The organism is Pseudoalteromonas sp. A22, from assembly GCF_018141345.1.
GTDB lineage: Bacteria > Pseudomonadota > Gammaproteobacteria > Enterobacterales > Alteromonadaceae > Pseudoalteromonas > Pseudoalteromonas maricaloris.
Genome location: NZ_CP047238.1, coordinates 1697621 through 1723951 on the forward strand (window position 1 = coordinate 1697621; position 26331 = coordinate 1723951).

Consider the following 26331-nt stretch of genomic DNA (forward strand, 5'->3'; position numbering starts at 1 on the left):
GTCTTAACCGCAGGTTCAATAACACTGAAAAAGGAGTGAGTTAGAATGCAAAAACAGGAAGGTTTTAGAGGAAACCTCGAAATGATTGCTTCAATGACCATTGCAGGGACCATAGGCTGGTTCGTTGTGATGTCAGAACAATCACCGGAAACGGCAGTTTTCTGGCGTTGTTTATTTGGGGCCACTTTCATGCTTTTAGTTTGTTTGTATAAGGGCATTTTTAAACAAGTTAAACTCAATAAACCGTCACTCATATTACTAACAGTTGGCGGTGTGGCTTTATCACTCAACTGGCTGTTTTTATTCAAATCCTTTTCGCTATCATCCATTGCAATTGCTACGATTACTTATCATATTGAACCGTTTATACTTGTCTTGCTTGGCGCTATCTTTTTTAAAGAGCATATTTCTACGGACAAAGTGTTGTGGCTAATATGTGCTTTCTTAGGAACCATATTTATTATTGTGGGAAAACAAGAAGGAGGGGCGGCGCTCACTGATAAAGACACTTACTTACAAGGTGTATTTTATGCGGTAATAGCCGCGTCCTTCTATGCGATTGCGGCTATCACGGCCAAAAAGCTGAAGCATATCCCACCTCATATTATTGTGGCATTTCAACTTTTTATTGGTATTTTTGTGCTTCTTCCATTTACTCCTTTGGGAGATATTTCTGCCATTTCAGCTGTATCTTGGTCTTTTTTAGTTACGATAGGGATTATTCATACCGGGCTGATGTGTTTACTATTATATAGTGCCATTCAGAAAATACCGACCGCTTTGGTGGGAGCGTTGTCTTTCATCTATCCGGTCGTTGCGGTTATCGTTGACTGGGCGGCATTCGATACACGCTTGACGTTACTACAATTCGCTGGTGCCAGTGCAATTTTGATAGGGGCGGCTGGTGTCAATCTAAACTGGCGGATCACAAAGAAAAAGTTAAAAGAAAATCGGAATGAGCTCGTTTAGCTCAAAATAACCTGTATTAAACCAGGCAGTCGGCTTTTCAAAGCACACTGTCTGGTCTGTACTCATTCATTTTAAGCCCCCATAAAAATACTAGATAGAACTCACAGAGCATTTTCTGATTTGTGAATATGGGTCTAGACCAGGCCTCACAGGCGGCTTAGAGCAAACTAGAGGGTCGTCAATGTCACTTTCATTCTACAAAGCGGCCGTTCAGCCAACTCATTCCTGCCCAAAACAAGCTAGAAAATTTTGCTCAAGGGGCTAACTGCTTGATTAGGGCTGCTTTATAAAATCAAGTAGTTAACCTAATTAATTGTTCAGGCTAGCGGCCTCTGTATGCGTAAAAAATATAATTGCTTATTAAGGCAAATTTAGGTGTAATGAATACATAATAAGCGCTGAGCAATGCAGGGAAAGCTTAATAACGCTAGCTAAACTGATAACACTAGCTAGGAAAGTGAGAGCCTCCAAAAAGCCTATTTTTTCTTAGTAAGCCATAGCATAAACAACACCAGCTCTGTCACACCGAGCAGGTAGAGGCTCAGTCCAAAAAGCGATTATGCAACACAAACTGCGTGTCGCATAAATACTAAAATGTTATGTGTTCTAGCGAGGATTGAGATGTCTGGAAGTTACCCTGCAAAAATAAAGAAATTACCTCTCTACGATGGTCGTTTTGATGCTTACAAGCTAGAGGCTAAAGATAGCGATGTTTTGTTCGCCTCATATCCTGCGGGAACTGAAATTCCACTACATACACATGATACTGACAACTATGGTGTAATAACTAAGGGCGAGTTGATTCTAACTATGGGTGGAAAAACTGAGAAAATAGGGCTCGGGCAGTGGTATCACGTTCCTGCCCACGTCGAACATTCAGCTCGGTTCGAAGTAGAAACAGATGAAATTGAATTCTGGTTTACAAAGAACACCTAACACATATGAACCTTATCCGGTCAAGTAAGCATAACGATTCTTTTTAGCTACTTTTAAGCTGCTAATTTGTATTGGCAACGCTTAAACCTGTTCAACTTCGTTATGTCGGTTAGCCGTTAAATCGTTTACGGCAAACACATATAGGGGCGTTACGCCGTAATCTCTTATTGCGATCTCATCGCTGCCTAAATCAGTCGATACAACTTGTCGTTTAGGGCCACTAGACATTCATCGGTTAACCTTAATCTTGCACTACTCAAGGGGATGGCTCATTCGTCCAGTTAGTTAAAGGCTCAGCTAAGGTGTAAACGATTCAATTCATTGCTCAAACAAATGCGCACCAATGGGGTGTCTAATCAAGGCCAAATAGCTTATTACTTCGACAACACTTACCTGTAAAATTCAGCTATTACTGACAAAAACACAAATAATGCATGGTTGTTCGTGCTTATCTAGTTAGGTGTAGAGCTCACCCCATTGTGCGACTTAGCTTTTTAAAAAACGTTCATCGTCGAATACCGTTTTGTTCTTAAGCATAAAATAAACACAACGACCGAGCTTATGGGCGAGCACTGAAAGTGCTTTAGCTTTGCTCATGCGTTTTGTAATTTGTTTAAGTAGCACCGAGCTTTGTCATTTCCACGTAAATAAAGTACAGCGGCTTTTCACTGAACGCCCATTTCAAGTGTCCATTTCCAATTTTATTGCCGTTGGTGCCATAGGTTTTGCCAGCGCACAAATCGCTGACACGCTCAAATCGCTGACACCCACCACTAATTTGCACCTTCCTAAGATACCGCCTACGCTTTAATTCTGCACTCAAAGGATTGAGGAACAAATCGCTGACACCCACCACTAATTTGCACCTTCCTAAGATACCGCCTACGCTTTAATTCTGCACTCAAAGGATTGAGGAAAACAAACTATGGCAACTGCCCGTAAAAAGCAAATCAGTTTAACCGACACCAAATACTACCGCGCAAATCGCTGACACCCACCACTAATTTGCACCTTCCTAAGATACCGCCTAAGCTTTAACTCTGCACTCAAAGGATTGAGGAAACCAAACTATGGCAACTGCCCGTAAAAGACAAATCAGTCTAACCGACACCAAATACTACCACTGTATCTCCCGCTGCGTAAGGCGCGCCTTTCTGTGCGGTGAAGATAAATTTACTGGCAAATCATACGAACACCGCCGGGATTGGGTTGAAGAAAAGCTATTGATGTTGGGGTCTGTGTTTTGTATTGATGTTTGTGCTTACGCCGTGATGAATAATCACACTCACATTGTTTTATATGTTGATGATACAAAGGCTAAGCGTCTGTCGGATAAAGCGACTGTGATACGATGGCACAAGTTATTTAAAGGTAATTGGATAAGCCAAAAGTTTATTGAAGATGAGCCACTGAATGAGTCGGAGCAATTGATACTCGATGAGCTGGTTGATAAGTACAGAGAAAGACTCGCAGATATTAGCTGGTTTATGCGAGTGCTTAACGAAGACATCGCCCGGCGAGCAAATAAAGAAGATAATTGTACAGGCCGGTTTTGGGAAGGACGATTCAAATCCCAAGCATTACTGGACGAGGCGGCGTTGGTCGCTTGTCTCGCTTACGTAGACTTAAACCCCATTAGAGCCAAAATCGCCGCAACGCCTGAAACCTCAGACTACACCAGCATCAAAAAACGCATCGACCATGCGAAGCTGGGAAAACAACCAAAAAGCCTACTACGCTTTGCTGGCAGCCCACGAAAACATATGCCAAAAGGTCTGCCTTTTGAACTCAAATCCTATATTGAATTAGTTGAACTCACAGGCCAATGTATTCGCGCCGACAAGCGAGGCTATATCTGTGAGTCTCAACCCATTCTTACTCGATTAAATATAGAACCGGAAAACTGGATAAAACTTACTACGCAGTTTTCTCGGGTATTCCACGGTGCAGTTGGACGAGAGCGAACAATAACCGCTTACTGCGAAACACTTCAAAAACGACGACGGACGAACCTAACAAATTGCGAGCGCTTGTTGGCTTAGTAAAACGAACACCATCAACTCAGAAATCTATAACTGTTGTATTTACAGCGCGTTGTCGTGCGCAATAACTCAGTTTTGATGTAGAGATATGCTTGAGTGTTAAAAACAACCTATCTATGAACGTTTTTGACCAAAGTGATTGAAGTATTTTTATACTCTTTTACTTCACTTCCTCAGCTTGGATGTTAATAATAGTGGGTGTCAGCGATTTGAGCGCTTCTGTATTTACAGCGCGTTGTAATGCGCGATAACCCAGTTTTGGTGAAGAGATTCGCCTGAGCGCTAAAAATTAGTATCGATGAACGTTTTTGACCAAAGTGATTGAAGTATTTTTATACTCTTTTACTTCATCTTCTTAGCTTTGATGCTAATAGTAGTGGGTGTCACTTGTTTTCTAGCTCTTCAAAAACGACGACGGACGAACCTAACAAATTGCGAGCGCTTGTTGGCTTAGTAAAACGAACACCATCAACTCAGAAATCTATAACTGTTGTATTTACAGCGCGTTGTCGTGCGCAATAACTCAGTTTTGATGTAGAGATATGCTTGAGTGTTAAAAACAACCTATCTATGAACGTTTTTGACCAAAGTGATTGAAGTATTTTTATACTCTTTTACTTCACTTCCTCAGCTTGGATGTTAATAGTGGTGGGTGTCAGCGATTTATGCGTCAGCGATTTATGCGCATCAGCGATTTACCCATATCAGCGATTTACCCAGCGATTTATGCCCCATTTATTTAATGTAATTAACTGTAATTTGGTGTAATGGTCTGTTTGGCGCTGGTTGACTATTATAGATTTTAATTTAACGAGCTAATGAATAACATGCTCTACAACACAAGGAAAATGATTATGAATGATATGACAGACGTAAATCAGTTCATCAGAAAGAGATTCTCTACAAACTTATTTCTAGCATCGAGTGGCACCCCATCAGCGCAAGAATTAGCAGATGCAATAAATGCAAATAACGCTATTTTGAACTATTGCAATGGTATTCTTAATACAAAAATTCCAGTGTTGCCAGACAACCCAGAATGGTATCAAAATTTTCAGAAGTCTTTTGCATCAGCTAAAATACATGCGCTAGATTGGTTTAATGTTGTTGCATATGAACTAAAAGAAATTCCTCAAAGTATTGTTAGTTATGGCTTCATTTTTAAGAGAAAAATGAAAACGATAAATGACGCGTTGGACATACTTGTAGATAACCCTAAGGATAAAGAAGCAAAGGAACAGCTTACAAGGAATATTGAAAACTTGATTGACAGCCTAAACGATTTTGTAGAAATTTCGCAGGGTTTTCATGTGAAGCTACAAAATTTTGAGAAGAATATGGAGTCGGATAACTTAGCCATGAAAGGCGCTATTGTTGAAGCTGAAAAACAGAAAGAGTACGACGAAAAACAGGTTCAATCATTATTAAAAGACATCGAAGAGTTGGAGAAAGAAATAGAAAGTAAAAATCAAATAATAGCAGGTGCTGGAATAGGGGCTGGTGTATCATTTTTCGCAGGTGCTGTGATAGGAATCTTTACATTCGGTTTGGGTATAGCATTCGGTATAATTGGGGCCGTTGCAGGCATTGCAACGATAATTGTTGAACAGGCTCAAATAAAAGTTCTGCAACTGAAAATTAAATCCAAAACAAGTGAGATGGATGATTACAATAGTTCTATTGCTGCACTAAAAATACTGTCACAAAATCTTTCAAAACTAACTGCATTAGCAAAACCCGCTAGCACCCAAATTAAAATGATCGAAGATGTGTGGGATACGTTGATTGATGAGTTAAAGCAGGTTGTTTCAGACTTAAAAAGCGGCCAGTATGATTTGGACCAAAGTAAGTACAAAGAGCTGCGCAATGACTTACAGATGGCAGATGACGATTGGTTGACTGTGAGTGAATCTGCTAAAATATTGGCAGATGTAGAGTACTTTTCAGCAAAACCGAAAGAGGCAGTAATAGAGCTCGCCGACGCAGGTTAGTTTGTATAGTTAAGACTTATTCACCTTCAAAATAAAGATCAGGAATTCGGATCAAGCGAAGGCTTGATCCGGTTTTCGCTTAGTGTTGTGGCTGTGGTGGGAAGTTAGCCAGCAACTCCGAAATGGTTTTGTTGATTGATGCTGTTCTTTGATCTGGTGATTGGTTGCTACGTAAGCGACCTTCTTTTGCACCGCGCCAAACTAGCTGGTTAGATGCTTTGTCTATCATATCGAGTACTAGCGTACCTACTTCATATTCACGTGTTGTGGTCTGTGTTTGCCAGCCAATACCCCAGTAGTTCCAACGCGCACCATACGTGGTGTGAAGTGAGTCAGATTCAATTTTTGTATCAACTGATGCGTGATAGTTAACCAGTAAGTCGGCCGATTGCGGATCGGTGAGGGTGAAACCTTGTTTGCTCATTTCGTTTTGAATTGCACTGCGGATCCGCTTTTCCATTAAGTCATTGACTTGGTATTCACGACCATTATTTTTTAGGTCTGCTTCAGGTGACCAAGCATAGGTTTTGTAGTTAGCGAATTGTACAGACTTATCATAATCCCAATCAGGGGTTTTGGCGCAGGCCGCTAACATCAGCACCAAAGTGGCGATAACAATATTCTTAAACATGTGTCTTTACTCCTTAGTCGGATGTTTGCTCTACCTTAACGTGTTAAGGCGTTAAATGGTAGAGACAAGCACCCTTTAATAATTGTATCTAAGACATTAACTTGGGATTAATGTTCCACTTCTATCCAGTCTTTTTCATCCACCCAGTTTTGGCTACCTTGTGCAACACTGCGGATTGGCACCAAGTAGTCACAGCTGATCTGTGGTTTCACCGATGCAAAAATTGGCACAAACCCAAAGCTTAGTGCGGTTTCGATAATAGCCTTTTGGTTTTGTGGGTCGATATCTGCGGCTTCATCGATATAAATTGGGATACGATACATCGCTTGCTCTTGATCAGATAACAGATAGCGAATAAATAGCATGCCACATAAAAGCTTGATAGTGATCCGCGTACCGTTTGAGCCGGCCGAGTCAATTTTATCAAAGTGCTCAGTGTCACCTGCGCGGTTGACCACCTCAAAGCGAATGTCGAAGAGATCGGTTAACGTCAATCCCGCTTTATCACTTGCTAGTTTGATGATGTGATCTTTCGCCTCATTAACAGACTTTTCTGAGCTAGGCTGCTCGCTCAGTAAGTCTAAGCTTTCGCCCTTTTCATATAAATCTGAAGTGCTGATAATGGTATCTATGCTATCAACTAGCATCTTACGAGGGATGACATTGATTTTGAATGCCTGCAAGTTAGAGATTCGATGCTGGCTTATGCCTTTGTTAAAGCTGTTCATCTCTCGGCGTAAGCGGTCTAAGTCTTGACGCAGTCCTTTAATGGTTGCGGCCACTTCAGTGAGCGCCACTCGTGCTTGTTTATCGACGGCATCTCGTTCGTTATCTAAGTTATGATACGCGCTGATCAGCTTTTGATACTTAATGCTAACGTCTGACTCGTTTTCAAACTTAGTGATCCCAGCATTGTAGATATGCAAGTAGGTATTACGAACATTAACGTCTAAGTTTCTAAGCTCATTACAATCTTTGTTAAACTGGTGGATCACTTCAGAGAGATTATCAAAATCAAGATTAATTTCTATTTCATACGGTGCCAGCTTACCTGAATATAGGTCTAGTGTGTGGTCGATACGTTCTGACTTCACTTGCTTTAGGCGGTCGGCTTGGCGCACCAACAAGTCTTGCTTGCTTTTAATGATAGAGCGGCGGTCTGAAATTGAACCAGCATTACGTTGAATATCATGTAAATATTCATCAACTTGCTCTCGTTCCATCTCTAGTTGCTCTTTTAGTGCTTGTTGAGCATCGACCGATTGCAACATGGTTTGATACTGCTCAAAGCGTTTCATGGCCGCTTCTGTTGCCATGAGTTCATCATAAAGCGCATCACGTTCTTTTTGCTTTTCAGCGACGTTTGCGGCTACTTCTCGCTGCTGCTTTAAGTCGTTAAGCGACTGTTGTAGTGACTCTAGTTGTGCTTGCAATTGGGCTTTGTTCTCACCGCTTTGCATTTGTACTGGACTCAGTTTTTTCAACTTAACGGTAGCACCAGGTACTTTAAGCTCACCGCCTTGAACTGACTTAGATAGCGACTCTAAAAATGCGCCAAAGGCATCTTCGTCGGTGATATCAATTTCACCTTGAGAAGTGGTTGAAAACGATAATAAATCTGGGTTCAAGATCCGCGAGATCTCTTCCACTTCTTTTAAAGAAAGATCTTCACGCATACGAGTAAACAAGTTGAACTCAAGGTTCTTGAGTTGCAGTTTTAAACTCTTAATCTGCTTTTGCGTTTCATTGATGCGAAAATCAAGGGTATGGAGACTTTGCCCCTGTGCACTATTAATAGAGAAGGAAAGCTGCTCATATTCCTTTTTCAACAGCGTTAAATTGGTTTTAAGCGTTGCATGATTAGTCAGTTCAAATTCACGTTTTAACGCGTGGAAATCGGTAAACCATTGCTCTATTTGGGTTTGCTTACGCTCGATATCGCGAGATTGCTGGACGTACAGCTGCTGCTTAGACTCAAATTCGCGCTTTTCGGCTTCGATGTCTTCTAGCTGTGTTGCCAGCTCTGCAATTTGCTCGTTGTGATAGTTATCATATTCAACCAAAGCTAAATCGAGTTTCGGGGCGTAAGCCGCCAGTTTACCTTTTAATACCGCTTCATTTTCAAGCATTTTCTCAAGGGCTGAAATTGGCTCTTGCATCGACTCCAGCGCATTTAGTTCACGGCGCGCGCGGTTGACCTTATCGAAAGCGCGACGCCAGACTTCATAAAAGTCGACTTTCGAGTTCGACATATGGCGTTCAAACACCTTGAGCATAAAGCGCTTTACGTCTTGCGCGCCGAGTTTATGCAGATTCAGAATACGACGGAATATTTCTTTGTATACAGGCGCATCTTGGACATTATTCAGTGGGATCATCTTCAGGTTGATATCGCCATCAAATGGTGTGGCGCCACCTGTGAGTAGGGCATTAAGCTCTTGTGCTTTTAGCTCTACAGGCTTAAGTTGTTTTTCCTGTAAGTGATTAAATAGCTTAGTGTACTTGATGATACTTTTACCTTGGGTGTAATCATCAAGATTCAGTTTGCCTTGATAGCAAAAAAACTGGTGCGCGTAACCAGCGATTTTACCCAGCCCCGCAACGCCAATGACCACATCGCCGTGGGGGAGGTTGGCTTCCAGCAAAATATAGGATTGATCCGAAGAAAAGTAGAACTTACGCGTTTCTTCTAAATCGTGACCATCCCATTCAGTCAGTCTTAAATCGTTGATAAGTGGAAACTGCAGCGCATTGATCACCGAGCTTTTACCGGTGTTATTCGGAGCGCAGATTGACGCGCTTTTATCCAGAGGAATGACACACTTAGCGTATCCGGCGGTATTTAATAATGCTAGTTTACTTAAGCCGTACAACTGCTCGCTCATAGCTCGTCCTCAATATCATATTGTTCTTCGTTTACTTCCATTAGCGCGTCAATGTAGCGATAAATCGGTGCAAGTAGCATAAAGCCTTGCTCAACCTCACGGGCTAGACCCAGTCTCACCATACGTAAAAACACGTCTTTTCTGAGATCAGAGCCCGAAAATATTTCCAACTGATCAAAAAGATGCTTATTGAGCTGCACAATGGTTTGCATTAGCTCTAAATCGCAGCTTTCATCAAATAGTACGCGAAGCGGATCTTTACCTTGGTTGGCATAGTGCTCAATTAAAATATAAATGGTTAGGGCAATCGCGCGGGAAATTTTCCCCATATTTGGCGTACTTTCATCGCTTGCCAAATAATAAAAACCACGGGCATCGTGCTGTAAGTCATGGCCTAAAGCTGAAAATAGCGCTTGATAGCTATCAATTTGCTGATCTAATTCTTGCCAAAGGGTAGTGTCTTGCTCACTGATATGATACCCGCTCACCAGTTTTTTATTAATGGCTTGGAGTTCATTGAGCATGTCTAAATTAATTGTCGTCATAATGCTAATCTTGTTTTGCTTTGGCACTAAATGGATATAAAGAGAAGGTATGCGATGCGATAGTGATCTTACTCTTTTGTTGCTCTTGGCTAAGTGCCAAGTCAGATTCGTTGATCAGCTTTTGATAAAGAAACAGCATTTCGTCTGCTTCAAGATCTGGGTAGCTATCGCTTAAAAAGCCCAATAGTGCCTGGCGCTTTTTACCGGTTTGTTGAAATCTCGTTTTTACCGAGTTGTAATCTGGAATGTTAGGACTTTGATAAGCTGGCACATCGTCGTGATCGGGCAGCTGATATTCTTCATGCTCAAACTCAACGAGACTTGCCATATATGCGACCATGTGACGCTTTTGCCCAAGGTTAAAACGTTGAATGTCTGACACAAATTCTGGTTGAACTGGTGAGAGTAAACGGTCAACGCCGCGCTTTCTAATTTGTCCAAGGACTTTGGAGGCTTGGCGTGTAATGAGTGTATTGCGGCGTAGCTCTTCTCGTAACGGCATAAGTAGGTCGGCGCTGCGGCTTAGACTTTCTCTACCAATGAGGTGCATATCTAAAATGCGTGTTCTGAGCTGCTCCAGCATACGTTTGTCTGCAGCACCACGGCCTAATTGTTCAATTTCGTCAATTTGCTCACTGACCTGAAGCTCTATTTGATCAAAGCAGCGTTGGAAAGGGCCATGAATATCGACCATTTCCAGCATAGGTTCGATATATTCGTCAAACGCTTCCAGTACCGCTTTATATCTCATGCCAAGAGAAAGCGTTGAAGTGTCAGACTTTGCTTGTTCAACCAAGTTCATGATAGCGCTTTCGTTATGCTCGAACAGCTTAACAATTTTACGAACGCGTTCGTCCATAATGCGGCTAAAACGGCGTAGCTCAGAGTAGTCAGCCTCTTCACCAGCTTGTGCGATGCGATTACCTAATCTTTCTAAGTCTTTTACCAGCACCGTGATCTCTTCCGCTAAACCAAGGCTCTCTTCTTGTAAAAGAAAGCTGGCGAAGTCAGCGATTGCACGGTTGATTTCTAACTGTGAAGATTTAGCTAAAGGGATAATAATTTCTTGTTGGAGTAATCGATTGGTTTCTTTATAAATTCGTTCACTCGACCAGCTAGGGTTTTTCTGTTTTAGGATGTTTTGTACATCTTTTAGACTGAAATCTGCGAGCTTAAATCGTTTAAAAAGTAGCTCGAGTACGCTCCAGTGTTCATTTATCGTATTTAATAATTTTTTTGCTGGGATCATAACTTTCCAGTGTGTAGTAGCTAAGTTACATCGCTACTTCATCAATTTGTCACAAAATGTTTATCGTACGTAGCATGGGGACTGTGATGGTGCTAGAATCCGCCGCGAAAACGAACCCACCCCTTGTTACATTTAATTACAGGTTGTTTACGCATTATGGTCACGCCCATTATTCTAACCCTGATCGCCATCGCTTTTATACTCATCGTTATAGAAGATATTATTCACGTAAACAAGGCCAAAACAACGCTTTTTTTTGGTACTTTATGTTGGATTATCGCCTTTATCTCTCCAATTCATGGTCAAAGCCCAGAAATTGTACAAATTGAGCTAGACCATAACATTTTAGAAATCGCGACACTTTGGCTGTTCTTAATGGCTGCCATGACGTTTGTGGCTTACTTGAACTCAAAAGGGTTTATCCAAAATATTGTTCACCGGATCATGCCAACCCATATTAGCGAACGCAAGCTAATGTTTTTGGTCGGTGCTTTTGCATTCATATTTTCATCCATCTCGGATAATATTACTGCGACGCTTATTTCATTAGCTGTGGTCATGTCTTTGAAACTTGACCCGAAAAAGTTAATAAAATATGCGACGTTAATTATCTTCAGTGTCAACTCCGGTGGGGTATCATTGATCACCGGTGATGTAACCACCTTGATGATATTTTTGGCCGATAAAGTCACGATCCCAAACCTTTTATTGCTGATCATGCCGTCGATGTTGAGTGTATTTGTGTTAGCAGCCATGCTTTCTATTGGTATGAATGAAAAAATTACCTTTGAAAAGGCAGAATTACGCAGAATTGAAAAGACCGATATCACGATTGCACTCATCTTCTTATCAACCATTTTTGCCACGTTATTCTTAAGCGTGCAATACCATGTGCCGCCGATGCTAACTTTCTTATTTGGCTTGTCTTTGATGTTCTTAATGGCGCAATTCTTGATGCGCAAGAAAGACGTTAATAAGAAAATCATCGACTATATCCGTGAAATTGAATACGACACCTTATTGTTCTTTGTGGGTGTGCTGTTATTAGTTGGTGCGTTGAAAGAGGTCGGTGTACTGTCTAAATTTACCGATTTATACCTGCATCTTGCGCCGGAATACGCAAACTACTTGGTCGGTTTAATGAGTGCGGCGGTAGATAACGTGCCTTTGACGGCGGCACTATTAAAAGCAGACATTACGATGACTCCAGCGCAATGGCTAACCTTTACTTATGCGACTGGCGTTGGTGGCTCTATGCTTATCATTGGCTCTGCAGCGGGGATCATTGCAATGAGTAAGGTTAAAGCCTTAACCTTCTCAAGCTATCTTAAAATGAGTATCTATCTGCTTATCGCATATACCATTGGATATAGTGGCGCGTATTTCGCGGGTCAGCTTATTTAAGACCAATGGATTTAATTTTTTACCGCTTTGGGATAAGTTTTTCATAAATAACTTGACACCTAGACGGCTAAAAGATAATTTTCTTACATCGCCCGCATTTATTGCGGGCTTTTATTTTGCTTTTATTCAGATTAACAAAGGCAAAATAAACAGAAGAGGCGCGATGCTTAGGTAGTTAGTGTGAGGTGACGAGACCAATGACCACTAGTGAGGGAAGTATTCGCCGAGGAGAAAAGTTGCTCGTCGCAACGATTCTTCGGTTTACGAGGCTGAATCCTCGGAACTGTCACCGTATTGGTGGAGAGCTTCTGGCAAAGGTCATTTCAAGCGTTCGTCTTTCTAGAAATCCCATGCCGAGTTCTCCTTATAAAATTTGACTGTGCCAACAGTCGAGAGGAGAGAAAATGAATTCGCAGTATGTTGTAGCCAAATTTGGCGGTACCAGTGTCGCTGACTTTGAAGCTATGTCTCGTTGTGCTCACATTGTTCGTGACAACCCAAATGTTCGCGTGGTGGTTGTGAGTGCATGTGCTGGCGTAACCAATCACCTTGTAACGCTAACCCAACAAAAGGAAGATGAAGCCGGGCGCAAAGCAGTTGTTGCAGCGGTTGAAAACATACAGCAAGCGATTATCGACCAAGTGTCTTTGGATGCTGATCTTGCTGAGGGTTACAAGCAAACTTTCAGTGAATTTGAAAACCTTGCGAGTTTACCTGCACTTAGCAGACAGCAATGCGATGAAATGTTGAGCTTTGGCGAACGTTTTTCTTCTTATTTGTTTACCCAAATACTACGTAATAATCAGGTTCAGGCGTCGCGCTTTGATGTGCGTAAAGTGCTTAAAACAGATAATCAATTTGGAAAAGCGAATCCAAATGTTGCAGCTACGCGTGAAGCCGCGCAAACCAATTTGGTCGCGCTACTTGGCGACACAGTGCAGGTGACGCAAGGGTTTATTGGTAGTGACCAATACGGCCAGACGACCACGCTTGGTCGTGGCGGTTCTGACTACAGTGCTGCATTGTTAGCAGAGGCAATTGACGCGTCAAGTGTGCATATTTGGACCGATGTCGTTGGTATTTTCAGTACCGATCCGCGTTTGTGTGTAAAGGCTAGACCTATTCCTCGTTTGAGTTTTGATGAAGCGGCCGAAATGGCGACATTTGGTGCCAAGGTGTTACATCCCGCAACTATATTGCCAGCGAGTCGTAAAGGTATTTCAGTATTTGTTGGTTCAAGCCGTGATCCGCAAGCGGGTGGCACTTGGATTGAAAAAGAGAAAACGGCGCAAGCAGGCATTCGCGCAGTGACACAACGTAAAAACCAAATACTATTGACGCTAAAGAGCCCTGAAATGCTTCTTGCAAGCGGCTTTTTGGCTCGTATCTTCACCATTTTAAGTAATTACAATATATCGGTTGACTTGGTAACGACTTCGGAAATTAGTGTCGCGCTTACGCTAGATAATGCACCGAATGCTTCTCGACCCGAGCTAGAACAAGCTTGTTTGGATGAACTTGGCGAGTTTTGTCATGTGACCGTTGAAAATAATCTTACTTTGGTGGCCATGATAGGTTCTGAGATCCAGTTGAAGAAGTGCCAACTTAACCTGATGGATGTGTTGTCAGAGTTTAATATTCGATTGATATGCCATGGTGCGAGCAAGCACAATCTGTGCTTTTTAGTTGAGCAGCAGGAGTCAGATCAGGTCGTACAGTCAATTCATGCTAAATTACTAGAGGTTGCATAAGTGAATTTATTGTTTTTTAGGAACTAATAAAAAAGTTGCATTATTGAGTAATGGGTGGCACTTTGTTTATAACGGTTAGGGTCTGCTGACCATCAAGTTTGTTTTTCCCTAGGAGTGCCATCATGAATTATAAAGACGTCTACGAATTCTGGTTTGTTGAATGCACTGAATCAGATTGGTGGAAGAAGTCTGCGGACTTTGATCGCATAATAAAAAATCGCTTCGGTATTTTGCACCAAATGGCGCACCAAGGTGAGCTTTCGAGCTGGAGAGCAACACCACTTGGCGCGCTGTGCGAAATCATTATCTTAGATCAGTTTTCACGCAATATATTCAGAGACACTCCAGAGGCGTTTGCCAGTGATCCTTTGGCGCTGAGCCTCACCCAACACGCCATCGAAAAGGGCTATCACCGCCAGCTCAATGATACTGAATTGATGTTTTTATACCTACCTATGATGCATAGCGAAAGTCGCATCATCCATCGTGCAGCAGACCATTATTTTCGCGACCTGCCCAATTATGATTTTGAAGTCGCGCATAAAAAAATTATCGATAGATTTGGCCGTTATCCCCATCGAAATGAAATACTCAATCGCGATTCAACAGAAGAAGAAATGGACTTTCTAGAGACGCCCAACTCGAGTTTTTGAGGCACGGCTAGAACCTCTCGCATTTTCAGCGGAAGTACGTATAATCGGCCGTCTACAAAAATAATGATTGATTACAGACATGGCTCATACGCGCGATGGATTTCAAAGCCGACTTGGCTTTGTGTTAGCAGCAGCTGGTGCGGCTGTTGGACTTGGTAACATTTGGGGATTTCCTACACAAGCCGCAAACCACGGTGGCGGTGCATTTTTACTGGTTTATTTTGCGGTAATTTTCTTACTCGCATTACCTGCACTTTACACAGAATTGTATTTAGGCCATCAGGCACAAGCAAACCCAGTTAAAGCACTTAAAACAGCCTGGCGTGAAGGTAATCCGAAAATAGGAGCCGCGGCGGGGTATATCGGCCTTGCTGGTGCTATCGTGATGCTCAGCTTTTACTCCATTGTGGCTGGGTGGATGCTGTCTCATGCACTTGATCCTCTTGCGCAAATGGCTGAATTAGATACCGCACACCAGTTTCTTAGCGGTGACTCGATGCTGAGAAACTTTATCTTTACGCCACTGATGCTAATTTTGACTGCGAGCATTATTCTCAAAGGCGTAAAATCAGGTATAGAAGCTTGGTCGCGCAGACTTATGCCGTTGTTACTGGTATTACTGCTTTGCCTTATTGGCTATATGGCGACATTAGACGGCGCAGCAGAAGGGTTTAGAACGTATTTAGTTCCGGACTTTTCAAAAATTAGCGATCCTGACTTGATCATTGCGGCGATGGGGCAGGCGTTTTTTTCGTTATCGTTGGGTGTGGGCTGCATGATGATTTATGGCTCGTACTTAAAACCGAATGAAAATCTACCTAAGCTTACGTTTAGTGTTGCAATGCTAGACACCAGTGTCGCATTTTTGGCCGGTTTACTTATTATCCCTGCAATATTCGTTGCGCAGCAAAATGGTGTTCAAGTATTTCAAGACGGCAAATTAATCGGTGAAGGCCGGTTGATTTTTGCCATTTTACCCGAGCTATTTGCCAATATGGGGGAAATGGGATTATTAGTTAGCCTGACTTTCTTTGTGCTTATGTCTATTGCGTCGGTAACTTCTACCATTTCTTCAACAGAAATTCCGGTATCTTTCTTGGTTGAAAACCATGGCTTTCAACGTAAACAAGCGACTTGGTTGGTTACGTTAGTTATCTTATTAGCATCGAGCACGATTATTCTAAACTTTGATTGGCTGTTCGAATTGGTGATCAGTCTATTCACGCAATATCAGCTACCATTGATGGGACTGTTCTACTTTATTACTGTTGGCTGGGTTTGGAAGCGTGGTAATCAGCTTCACTTAGAATCTCGTGGTGCACATTACTGGTTTGCTCAGTACGTTAGATTTGTTTGCCCAGTCTTGATGACCGCGGTATTTATTAACGTAGCACTGGCAAAGTAGTGGTCATTTATTTTCAAAAAACGGGAAGCATAGGCTTCCCGTTTTCATTTTGATAACAAGGCTCAAAAATCACGAGGGGAAACGAACTCCCCAGCTTGAATGCTCTCATAAGTTCGTTGCGCCAATGAATCTAGGTTGGCTAAATCTTTTCCCATTGAAGCCAGTTGGTTTGTCACTGGAATAATATCGATATCTTCAACCCCAGAAAGTTGAGCCACTCGGGCAAACGTATATGCGTGCTTATATTTTTCGTGTTTGTAGAAAATACTGACTAAAGATGAATAGACTTCTGGGTTAGGGGTATGGCCGCTTTTATTCAGCTCTAATACGCGGTAGAGAATATCAACGGTTTTATCATCATCTACTTTGGCGTAAAACTCTGCGAGGAAAAGCTGAATTTCGGGATCGTTTTGAACTCTAGGGTCATCCTGCATGTTCAAAAGCTTGTTCATTGCTGTGCGATCATTGTTACGAGACCAATGATAATAAAGTAGGCCTGGGTGGTTACTGCCTTTTGTTTCATTATAAATACGTGTCATTTCTTTTAATGCAGTGAGATGACCTTCCACTCGTGAAGTGGTTTTTTCTTTTAACTTGATGTGCTCAATTTTGGCAGCGCGAGAAACACATAGGTTGTAGCTTTCTAAATTTTGCAACAAGTCATATTTGTTTTCGTCCGTCGGTGACTTGTATTCGTGATAGCGCGCGTAGATTAGCGACGCACGTTCGTCTTTACAGTGACTGTCTTTATTTAAGTCTTCACAAAAACCAGGCGTTTCGCTACACACTTGGTTCAGGGTTAGGGTGTCGTCGCAACCAGCAAGTAGTAACGCTGCAAAAACTAGCGACTTTTTAAACGCCATAGTTTGACCTCAATGATTTTTTATAATTATAGGGGGTTACGCCCGAATAAACAGGGTAGAGCTAATAGTTTACTAGTTTAACGCAATGAATTGTTCGGTAACAGTGGAGAATCACGGCAGTTTAAATTAGAATAGCCGTGCCCATTCGGGCTATCCGTTCAAAGAAAATTGTTTATTAGGCAGAAAAAATGACCTTATCTCACGAGCAAGAATATCAAAACAGCTGGCAAGAGCGTCAAGATTATGCAGAAAGCATGCAACCCCTAATCGGTCGTCTATACCGTAACAAAGGCGTTGAAATCTCTGTATACGGTCGTCCTCTTGTGAGCGCAAGCACCATTGATGTTATCAAAGCACACAAAACAGTAGCACGTTTTGAAGAGCGTAAACTACGTCTTCGTGAAAGCTTTCCATTCTTAGAAGTGATCAGCAAAATGGAATTAGCACCAGGTCGTGTTGACCTTGGTAAGCTAGCTTATGCCTACATTTATAAAAATGCAGGTGAAGGCCGCTCAATCGAAGAGTTTTTAAATGCAGAACTTGCAGAATTACTAAACCAAGGCGCACGTCCAGAACCTCGTGACGTTGTTCTTTATGGTTTTGGTCGCATTGGCCGTTTATTAGCACGCCTACTTATCGAACGTGGCGGCTCTCACGCTGATTTACGCCTACGTGCAATCGTTGTTCGCGGTGGCCGCGATGGTGATCTTGAGAAACGTGCAAGTTTATTGCGCCGTGACTCAATTCATGGTCCTTTCAATGGTTCAATCACAGTGGACCATGAAAAAGGTGCGATTAAAGCAAACGGTAACTACATTCAAGTTATCTACGCAAACTCACCTGAAGAAGTGGATTACACAAAATACGGTATTGAAAACGCACTTATCGTAGATAATACGGGTGTTTGGAAAGATGAAGATGGCTTAGGTAAACACCTTAAGTCAATTGGTGCGTCTAAAGTGCTACTTACAGCGCCAGCTAAAGGCGACATCAAAAACATCGTTTATGGTGTTAACAACTCAGACATTCAGTCTGAAGACAAGATTGTTTCTGCAGCAAGCTGTACAACTAACGCAATCACACCGGTCTTAAAAGCACTTAACGACAAGTTTGGTATTAAAAACGGTCACGTTGAAACGGTTCACTCTTACACCAATGACCAAAACTTGATCGACAACTACCACAAAGCTGAGCGTCGTGGTCGTAGTGCGGCATTGAACATGGTTATTACTTCAACCGGTGCTGCGAAAGCGGTTGCTAAAGCACTGCCAGAGCTTGCTGGTAAACTAACTGGTAACGCAATCCGTGTACCAACACCAAACGTATCAATGGCAATTCTTAACCTAAATCTAGGTAAAGAAACAACTGCTGAAGAGCTAAATGAATTCCTTCGTGAGTCTTCACTTTACTCTGAACTACGTGACCAGATTGACTACACTGCATCAACAGAAATCGTGTCTACTGACCTTGTGGGTAGCCGTTATGCAGGTGTGGTTGACTCAAAAGCAACTATCGTTGATGGCGACCGTGTAGTACTTTACGTATGGTACGATAACGAGTTTGGTTACAGCTGCCAGGTTGTACGTGTAATGCAAGACATGGCGGAAGTAAAATTCCCGAGCCTACCTCGCTAACACAAGATTTACGATAAAAAGCCAGCACCAGCTGGCTTTTTTAGTTTTTGAAACAAATTGGTTGTGGTAGGCTTGCAAAGATAGGTCAGCTACAATTAGCTAACAAAAAGTTATGTAATTACTTAGCGCGAACAGCAGCGCAGCATTACAACTTCTTTCAGTTGTAACATTGTTCTGAATGGACGCCAAGCTAGGTATGGTAACAGTGTATTTACACAGCAGTTTTTAACTTATTTAGGGAAACCTATGCGCATTACGAGTAATTTCGATAGTGGTAATATCAAGGTGGTAAAAGCAGAATCACCTGCGGATATTCAACTAGAAATCAATAAAGACAATGAGTCAGACTTTTTTCAATGGTTTCACTTTAGACTTGAGTCTACGCCTTTTTTAGAGCACAAAATTCATATCAACCAGCTACTAAACTCAGCCTACCCAGAAGGTTGGGATGATTATCATGCGGTTGCATCTTACGATCGTCAAACTTGGTTCCGTGTGCCAACCCGTTATGAGAATGGTACATTAACTATCGATTTTGAGCCTGAATGTGCTCACACCTACTTTGCTTATTTTGCGCCTTATAGTTATGAGCGCCATTTAGACCTAGTCTACTGGGCTCAAGCCCATGATGCGTGCGTTGTAGAGACGCTAGGTCAAACGCTTGATGGCCGTGATATGAGCTTACTCACTATTGGTGAGCCGTCAGATGAGAAGAAAAAGATTTGGATCACGGCGCGCCAGCACCCAGGTGAAACGATGGCAGAATGGTTTGTTGAAGGTTTGCTTCACAAACTATTGGATGACGAGGATCCACATGCCGCTGCACTGTTATCGAAAGCGGTATTTTATGTCGTGCCAAATATGAATCCAGACGGCAGCGTTCGTGGTCATCTGCGTACAAATGCAAAAGGCGTTAACCTTAACCGTGAATGGCAAACGCCAACACTTGAGAACTCACCTGAAGTTTATTATGTATTAAATAAAATGCATGAAACTGGGCTGGATATGTACCTCGATATTCATGGTGATGAAGCACTACCGTATAACTTCGTTGCGGGTAGTGAAGGTATTCCGAGTTATGATGATCGCCTACAGCGTTTGGAAGACTCTTTCAAGGCGGCACTGTTAACTATCACACCTGAGTTCCAAGATGAATTTGGTTACGATAAAGATGCACCGGGTGAAGCAAACCTCACCGTTGCTTCGTGTGCTGTCGGTGAAGCGTTCAAAGCGTTGGCTTATACCGTTGAAATGCCGTTTAAGGACAATGCAAATCTGCCAGATCCTTACTTCGGTTGGTCAGACCGACGTTCATATCAGTTTGGTCAAGACACCTTAGCTGCAATCTTAAATGTGGTTGATGACTTAAGATAAGCTTAAAGACGGGTAATCACCATATTGATTACCCGTTTATTTTTGTGCGTTTAAAAGAACAACAAAATAATATTTAAAAATAATAAGGTAGAGCACCTCGACAGGGTGTAATAACAACAATAAAGGGGAATATTCGTGGATGCGTTAGGCAGCTTATTAGATAGCTTAGATGGAATGTTAGGTGGTTCACCTTGGTTCCCGTATGTTCTGTTAGGGGTAGGTTTGTTTTTTACAATCTACTTGAAATTTCCACAGATCAGATATTTCAAACATGCGTGTAAAGTCGTTACTGGTAAATATGATAAAAAAGGCCTAGAAGGCGATACCACGCACTTCCAAGCACTCGCAACGGCACTTTCTGGCACAGTTGGTACTGGTAATATTGGTGGGGTGGCGCTGGCAATTTCAATCGGTGGGCCAGCAGCATTATTTTGGATGTGGATGACTGCCTTTTTTGGTATGACAACCAAGTTTGTGGAAGTCACACTATCGCATAAATACCGTGTACAAACAGATGATGGCACCATGGCCGGTGGTCCAATGTACTATATGGATCGTCGCCTAAACATGAAATGGTTAGCGGTATTATTTGCAATTGCTACTGTGATTAGCTCATTTGGTACAGGTAGCTTGCCGCAGATCAACAACATTGCTCAAGGCATGGAAGCGACCTTTGGTTTTGCACCGATGGCAACCGGTGCTGTGCTTTCAGTTTTGCTTGCGCTTGTAATACTTGGTGGTATCAAGCGCATTGCTGCTATCACTTCTCGCGTCGTGCCATTAATGGCCGCGATTTATATTCTTGGTTCTTTTGCCGTTATCTTCTACAACGTTGAGAATATCGTTCCTTCTTTCCTTTCTGTATTTACAGATGCTTTCACGGGTTCTGCGGCAGCGGGTGGTTTCTTAGGGGCTTCTTTTGCTTATGCATTTAACCGTGGGGTTAACCGAGGTCTGTTTTCTAACGAAGCGGGTCAAGGTTCAGCACCAATCGCGCACGCCTCGGCAAAAGCCGATGAACCAGTGTCTGAAGGTATGGTTTCCATTCTTGAACCGTTTATTGACACAATCATTATCTGTACCTTGACGGGATTGGTTATTTTGTCATCGGGTGTGTGGACCGAAAAGTTCGAAACCCATTTCGAGCGCTCGTCTATGGTTATCTTAGACGGTAAATATGACGAATCGAATCAACAAGACCGAGATGCATTGTACGCCTACTTGAATGGTAAAAAAGAGCATACTGTCAAACCTTTCAATGGTGAGATTGAAGTCGTACAGGGTAAAGCGGTAACGGAAAACTTTACCGTGATCCACTCGCGTTCTATTGGTGAGCAAGTACGCTTTGGTATTACTGAGCGTCACAAGTACACAGGAACGGTCGAAGTGAAAGACGGCTTGCCAACAGACAATAGCATCAGCGTGATTGGTTACTCTTTAGTGCATTCGGCTGAGCTAACAACCAAAGCATTTACCCGAGGTTATTTGGGCGAAAATGGTAAATACATCGTTTCGATTGGTTTGTTGTTATTCGCGTTTTCTACGGCAATTGCATGGTCATACTATGGTGACCGCGCGATGATTTATCTTCTTGGTAGTCGTTCGGTCATGCCGTATCGCGTATTCTATGTTGCAGGCTTCTTCTGGGCGTCGTTTGCTGATACTACACTAGTGTGGAAGTTGGCTGCCGTGGCCATCGTAGTGATGACGTTACCTAACTTGTTTGGTATTTTACTACTCAGAAAAGAAATGAAATCTTCGGTTAAAGAATACTGGGAAGATTTCAACAAAGAACACAAACAGTGAGCGAATTTTAATTAAAATTATCTTGTCATTTAAGGACAAGAGTTCGCAAAGGTAGTAGAATAGGGCGCCTCACAGGTGCCCTTTTTTGTATTATGGAGAAGTAACACGATGGCAATAGCACAGTGCCCAAGCTGCGGTAAATCTATTTCCTCCAAACATAAGTCCTGCCCGCATTGTGAAACCAATTTAGCAGACTTTTCTCAAGAAGACAGAGAGAGAGCGGCCTCTAGAAATCGTGTAAAACGTCAGCAATCTGTAATGAATTACTCGTTTATTGCACTGATCCTAGTACTAGGTGGATTCTTATATATCTATTGGCAGCAGCCTGACCCTAACTCGTTTGAAATGATCGCAAGCAAAAGCGTTATAGGCATTGGTGCGGTTTGGTACTTAATTAATCGAGTCATCCTCGTTATTTTGAAAAAGAAAAAGTAGTAATGAATGTAGATAGCTTAGTTCAAAATATTACCCCTGAAGTATTCGAGCGTTTGCAATACGGTGCGTCAACCGGAAAGTGGCCTGATGGTACACCACTAAGTGATACGCAAAAAGAGCAAACCGTGCAATTGGTCATGCTATATCAAGCAAAAGTAGCTAAGTCCAATGAGCAGTTCACCATCAACGAAAAAGGTGAAATGGTGCAAAAATCCAAACGCGAATTACAACAAGAATTCAAAGCCGACAATGAAATAGCTAGGTTCAGTGAAAATGATCTTTAAACACCTTTTTACACCGAAATGGAAACACCCAAAGGTTGACGTTCGCTCACAAGCAGTGGACAAGTTAGACTTAAGCAAAGACGCAACTTTACTACATACGCTAGCACTTGAGGACGAGTCTGCGCAGATCAGAAAAAAGGTACTTACTAAGGTAAATGACCTTGGTCTTTGGTGGAAAGTTTATAAGCAAGATAGCGAGCTAAAAGAGCTTGCAGAGCAGAAAATTTCGAGTGCGGTGATTAATCAAGATACCGCACTGCAGAGCAACATTCGTGAAGAATACATTGAACGCTATGCGCCAGTTAAAACGCTTGAGAAAGTTGCGTTAATTGAAACCGATTTAGCAAATAAAGTTAAACTGCTTAAGCGCCTTGCGAACGCCACGTTAATCGAAAAATCGTTCAAAGAAGGTGATGAAGCACTTCAGATCGCTATGTTGGAACTGATTGCACAGCATTCACTTGAAAAGAGTGTCCTAAAAGCAGCCACAGGTGAAGCGCTGACTTCTCTTACTGGATCACTGGAACAGCAGCGACTAGCAAAAGAAATGCCTGCTCAAGTTGCTGAGCAAACGCGAGTTGTGCTTGCCAAGTTAAACGCGCTAAGAGATAAGCAAAACTATGAAACGGTGAACGCGCAAGCACAGCAGTTATTTGCACAGTGGCAAAGCATTGAGCTTAAGTGGTTAGATGCTGAAACAGTAACTGCACTAGATGCAAAGTATCAACAAGTAGCAGATAAATTAAACCGTCATCTCAATGAGTTACAAGTTAAACATCAAGCGCAGCAAGCTGAGTTAATGCAAAAGCAAAATGAAGCCCTAGAGGTCGCTGAATTAACTGCTGAACTTGAGGCTATTGAAAAATCGGTCGAAGTTGCATGTAAAACACTAGACTTAGCCCCACACGATGCACTAGTTAAGCGTAGTGAAGTATTAAAAGGCAAAGTGTCTGCACCTCAATATGTCACTGTTGAAGCGCTTGGCGAGTTCACAAGAAAACTGCAAAATATTGAGCGTGATCTTGCCGATTTACCCGCACTTATTGCTGCAAGTGAAACCTTCAATAATGCCTTAGCAGAGTTAAAGGCAGTTGAAGTACCAGCTTCGTTAGAAGCGCTTGATACTCAAGTACAAGCACAAAAAGACCGCTATGTTACAGCGCGTAAAGCACTAGATTCACTGTCTAAGGTATTGCATAAATCAGCAAAAGCTGAGCTATCAGATGCAAGCCAAGCGTTTATGACAGCTATCGAGCCGCTGAAAAATGAGCAAGAAAAGGCACTCAAAATCGCGAAGAAGAAAGCACGTGATGTTCAACGACTAATTGATCAGGGTCGATTTAACGTGGCATTTGGTGTTTTTAATGGCTTTATTGAGCAGTTTGAGTTGCTTACGCCAAGCTACAAAAAGCAGCTTGAAAACCAGCATGAAAGCTTGTCTCAAGCATTAAAAGATCTTAAAGATTGGCAAAAGTATGCAGCTACACCTAAACGTGAAGAATTGCTTACGGAGCTTGATATCAAACTGGCTGAGGAGTCGGTTGACCCTGTTAAGCGTGCTGAGGAAGTAAAATTACTTAGAACACGTTGGAACGAACTTGGTCATGTAGAAACGGAACAGGAAAAAGCGCAAGCAGCTCAATTTGATGAAAAAATCGAATTATTGTTTGTACCTTGTCGCGCTTACTTTGCGGAGCAAGAAGTACAGCGTGAGCAGGCAAAAATAGCGCGTGAAGCGGTGATTGAAGAAGTTAAAGCACTGCTTAGTAGTTTGGATAACGAGGGTATCGATTGGCGAGAAGTGGAAGCACAATTTAACCGCCTAGCCAAAGTGTGGAAAAATGCTGGCAATGTGGATGCCAAAGTCTATCAAAAGCTGAATTCGATTTACCGTGAGCACCATCAAGCGGTTTACGAGAAACTTAAAGCCTTCCATCAAGCCAATGCCGTTGAAAAGGCTAAGTTAGTTGAAACTGCACAGCAGCAGCTAGAAGCTGAAGATTTAGCTGCTGCTTGTGACTTACTGAAATCATTGCAAAAACAGTGGCAGCAAATTGGTTTTGCTGGTGCCAAACAAGAACATACTCTGTGGAAAGCATTTCGTGCTCATAATGATGCCGTGTTTGAAAAGCGCAGCGCACAATATGCCGAGCAAAAAGCACAGGAGAAGTCACAAGAAGCCGAGCAGCGTCAGTTGCTTGCAGAGTTCGACAACAAGGTCATTGAAGCGGTCACTCAAAATGAACTGGCTGCCATTCGTGATGAACTCAATACGTTTATTGTAGTGCCAGGACTGAAGCAAGAAAAGAATCGTTTATTGTCACAAGTGAAGTCGAAATTAGATGATCTATTTTCTTCCCAGCGTCGTGAAAAGTTCAATGAACTGGTGGAAGCAGTAGACACTGACGGTGATATTCCTAGCTCTTGGCAAGGTAATAATAAAACCTCGCTAAACGCTGCTCAGTTGCTATTGAGACTTGAGATTTTAACGAATCAGTCATCACCGGAAGCGTTGCAAAGCGAAAGAATGTCTGAGCAAGTCGCGATGCTGGATGCAAAACTGCAAGGTGAAGAAAGCAGCCTTGAGACTTACCTTATCAGTTATCTCGCTGAGGCTGACAAAGCCGATATAGTGACGTCAAAAGGCAGGTTACTTGCTGTTTTGAACGCATAACCATTGCTCTTTGAGCCTACTCAGGACACTCTGGGTAGGCTTCTCCGATGTAAACTCTATCCGCCTCTAACACCTCTTGAGCTCGGTTTGAATGCTAAAGTTATGAGAAATCTGCTTAGTGGCTCTAGGTAGTTACACCACTTTATTTTAATACTTTGCTCTAGTAACCAATAATCAGAAGAAAAAATAATGACCAACAAACTTTATCAATATCCACTTGCGCTTGCGTTTACCTTCAACTTGGTTGCATGCTCGGTAGGTAATCTTAACGCTACTCATGGTGAAGACCTAAGCCATTTTGCTGGAAATATTAATGTGGCAAGTGGTCAAAGAGCCGGGAACTTATCCCTACAAAATGGCAATATTACGCTAGCTGAAGGGGCCAAAGTTAAGTCTGCAGAAGTGACTAACGGTAATATCCAGCTTGATAAGCATAGTGAAGCGCAGTCGATTAATATTGATAATGGTAATATTATGCTGATGGAAAAAGCGCACGTATATGGGAGCATTCAAGTTACCAATGGTAATATTGAGATTGGTGAGTCGGCTCTAATTGAAGGAAACGTCATTAACGCGAGCGGAGATATTACAATTGCCAGCGGCGCTACTATTTTAGGTGATGTGATTTATCGTCAGGCAGGATATCTTGCTTCTAAGCTTGAGAAAGACATACCAACGCTTACAATTAGTGATGGTGCAAAGATTGTTGGCACTATCCAGCTTTATCGTCCTATTCATATTGAACCTAAACATCTACAAAGTCAGATCACTTACCACTATAAACAGTAAGCTGCATGAGA

General features: G+C 42.3%; 21 protein-coding genes, 1 pseudogene and 1 riboswitch. Of the genes and pseudogenes, 15 read left to right on the top strand and 7 right to left on the bottom strand.

The features are described from left to right. The first annotated feature begins 45 nt into the window (after positions 1-45). Complete coding sequence (locus tag GSF04_RS12400) at positions 46-969, top strand: DMT family transporter (RefSeq protein ID WP_039495567.1); 924 nt, start codon at positions 46-48, stop codon at positions 967-969. A gap of 621 nt (positions 970-1590) precedes the next feature. Then, positions 1591-1905 (top strand): cupin domain-containing protein, encoded by a 315-nt coding sequence (locus GSF04_RS12405; RefSeq protein ID WP_039495568.1) that lies wholly within the window; start codon positions 1591-1593, stop codon positions 1903-1905. An 81-nt stretch (positions 1906-1986) separates the two neighbouring features. Here the strand turns inward: GSF04_RS12405 and GSF04_RS12410 are convergent, their stop codons facing one another. Together GSF04_RS12410 and GSF04_RS12415 are read right to left on the bottom strand one after the other, a co-directional pair. Next, positions 1987-2133, bottom strand: a complete 147-nt coding sequence (locus GSF04_RS12410; RefSeq protein ID WP_211859666.1) for a hypothetical protein — start codon at positions 2131-2133, stop codon at positions 1987-1989. A 258-nt stretch (positions 2134-2391) separates the two neighbouring features. After that, positions 2392-2638, bottom strand: a pseudogene (locus GSF04_RS12415) (IS110 family transposase); the annotation flags it as partial. Between the two features lie 337 nt (positions 2639-2975). Between GSF04_RS12415 and GSF04_RS12420 the strand changes: the two are divergent. Together GSF04_RS12420 and GSF04_RS12425 are read left to right on the top strand one after the other, a co-directional pair. After that, on the top strand, positions 2976-3947 hold the full coding sequence (locus GSF04_RS12420) for a transposase (RefSeq protein ID WP_211859667.1): 972 nt from the start codon (positions 2976-2978) through the stop codon (positions 3945-3947). 854 nt (positions 3948-4801) lie between these two features. Continuing rightward, on the top strand, positions 4802-5938 hold the full coding sequence (locus GSF04_RS12425; RefSeq protein ID WP_161568676.1) for an HBL/NHE enterotoxin family protein: 1137 nt from the start codon (positions 4802-4804) through the stop codon (positions 5936-5938). A gap of 79 nt (positions 5939-6017) precedes the next feature. Here GSF04_RS12425 and GSF04_RS12430 read toward each other — a convergent pair whose 3' ends face one another. The 4 genes from GSF04_RS12430 to GSF04_RS12445 form a co-directional block, all read right to left on the bottom strand. Further along, entirely contained in the window at positions 6018-6569 is a 552-nt protein-coding gene (locus tag GSF04_RS12430) for a DUF4136 domain-containing protein (protein WP_010371911.1), read from the bottom strand. Positions 6570-6676: 107 nt separating this feature from the next. Beyond that, on the bottom strand, positions 6677-9454 hold the full coding sequence (locus GSF04_RS12435) for an ATPase (RefSeq protein WP_211859668.1): 2778 nt from the start codon (positions 9452-9454) through the stop codon (positions 6677-6679). Beyond that, positions 9451-9999, bottom strand: a complete 549-nt coding sequence (locus tag GSF04_RS12440; RefSeq protein ID WP_010371906.1) for a hypothetical protein — start codon at positions 9997-9999, stop codon at positions 9451-9453. Before GSF04_RS12440 ends, GSF04_RS12435 begins: the two co-directional genes overlap by 4 nt. A gap of 4 nt (positions 10000-10003) precedes the next feature. Further along, a complete protein-coding gene (locus tag GSF04_RS12445) occupies positions 10004-11248 on the bottom strand; it encodes a hypothetical protein (RefSeq protein WP_010604512.1) in 1245 nt (414 codons plus the stop codon). 156 nt (positions 11249-11404) lie between these two features. Here GSF04_RS12445 and nhaD point away from each other — a divergent pair, with 156 nt between their 5' ends. The 4 genes from nhaD (at position 11405) to GSF04_RS12465 (ending at position 16461) form a co-directional block, all read left to right on the top strand. Beyond that, positions 11405-12652 carry a sodium:proton antiporter NhaD gene (nhaD, locus tag GSF04_RS12450; RefSeq protein ID WP_211859963.1) on the top strand — a complete coding sequence of 416 codons (1248 nt, stop codon included), beginning with the start codon at positions 11405-11407 and terminating at the stop codon, positions 12650-12652. A 145-nt stretch (positions 12653-12797) separates the two neighbouring features. Beyond that, positions 12798-12968: riboswitch (Lysine riboswitch) on the top strand. A gap of 88 nt (positions 12969-13056) precedes the next feature. Next, entirely contained in the window at positions 13057-14403 is a 1347-nt protein-coding gene (gene lysC, locus GSF04_RS12455; protein WP_193521804.1) for a lysine-sensitive aspartokinase 3, read from the top strand. A 122-nt stretch (positions 14404-14525) separates the two neighbouring features. Continuing rightward, positions 14526-15056 carry a DUF924 family protein gene (locus tag GSF04_RS12460; RefSeq protein ID WP_010604514.1) on the top strand — a complete coding sequence of 177 codons (531 nt, stop codon included), beginning with the start codon at positions 14526-14528 and terminating at the stop codon, positions 15054-15056. Between the two features lie 79 nt (positions 15057-15135). Further along, the gene (locus GSF04_RS12465; protein WP_039495578.1) at positions 15136-16461 is read left to right on the top strand and encodes a sodium-dependent transporter; all 1326 of its coding nucleotides are present in this window, start codon (positions 15136-15138) and stop codon (positions 16459-16461) included. 62 nt (positions 16462-16523) lie between these two features. Here the strand turns inward: GSF04_RS12465 and GSF04_RS12470 are convergent, their stop codons facing one another. After that, positions 16524-17324, bottom strand: coding sequence for a DUF2989 domain-containing protein (locus GSF04_RS12470; protein ID WP_039495580.1), 801 nt, complete (start codon positions 17322-17324; stop codon positions 16524-16526). 188 nt (positions 17325-17512) lie between these two features. On the opposite strand from GSF04_RS12470, the gene GSF04_RS12475 reads away from it, so the two are divergent. From GSF04_RS12475 to GSF04_RS12505, 7 genes are all read left to right on the top strand, one after another. After that, positions 17513-18958 (top strand): glyceraldehyde-3-phosphate dehydrogenase, encoded by a 1446-nt coding sequence (locus GSF04_RS12475; RefSeq protein WP_017219277.1) that lies wholly within the window; start codon positions 17513-17515, stop codon positions 18956-18958. A 246-nt stretch (positions 18959-19204) separates the two neighbouring features. Next, positions 19205-20332, top strand: coding sequence for a M14-type cytosolic carboxypeptidase (locus GSF04_RS12480; RefSeq protein ID WP_211859669.1), 1128 nt, complete (start codon positions 19205-19207; stop codon positions 20330-20332). Between the two features lie 135 nt (positions 20333-20467). After that, on the top strand, positions 20468-22138 hold the full coding sequence (locus GSF04_RS12485; protein ID WP_017219279.1) for an AGCS family amino acid carrier protein: 1671 nt from the start codon (positions 20468-20470) through the stop codon (positions 22136-22138). A gap of 108 nt (positions 22139-22246) precedes the next feature. After that, a complete protein-coding gene (locus GSF04_RS12490; RefSeq protein ID WP_039495584.1) occupies positions 22247-22573 on the top strand; it encodes a hypothetical protein in 327 nt (108 codons plus the stop codon). Between the two features lie 2 nt (positions 22574-22575). Beyond that, the gene (locus tag GSF04_RS12495; protein ID WP_211859670.1) at positions 22576-22857 is read left to right on the top strand and encodes a DUF1315 family protein; all 282 of its coding nucleotides are present in this window, start codon (positions 22576-22578) and stop codon (positions 22855-22857) included. Then, positions 22847-25531 carry a DUF349 domain-containing protein gene (locus GSF04_RS12500; RefSeq protein ID WP_211859671.1) on the top strand — a complete coding sequence of 895 codons (2685 nt, stop codon included), beginning with the start codon at positions 22847-22849 and terminating at the stop codon, positions 25529-25531. The genes GSF04_RS12495 and GSF04_RS12500 overlap by 11 nt, the downstream gene beginning before the upstream one ends. A gap of 189 nt (positions 25532-25720) precedes the next feature. After that, a complete protein-coding gene (locus tag GSF04_RS12505; RefSeq protein WP_211859672.1) occupies positions 25721-26320 on the top strand; it encodes a polymer-forming cytoskeletal protein in 600 nt (199 codons plus the stop codon). Positions 26321-26331: the final 11 nt, after the last annotated feature.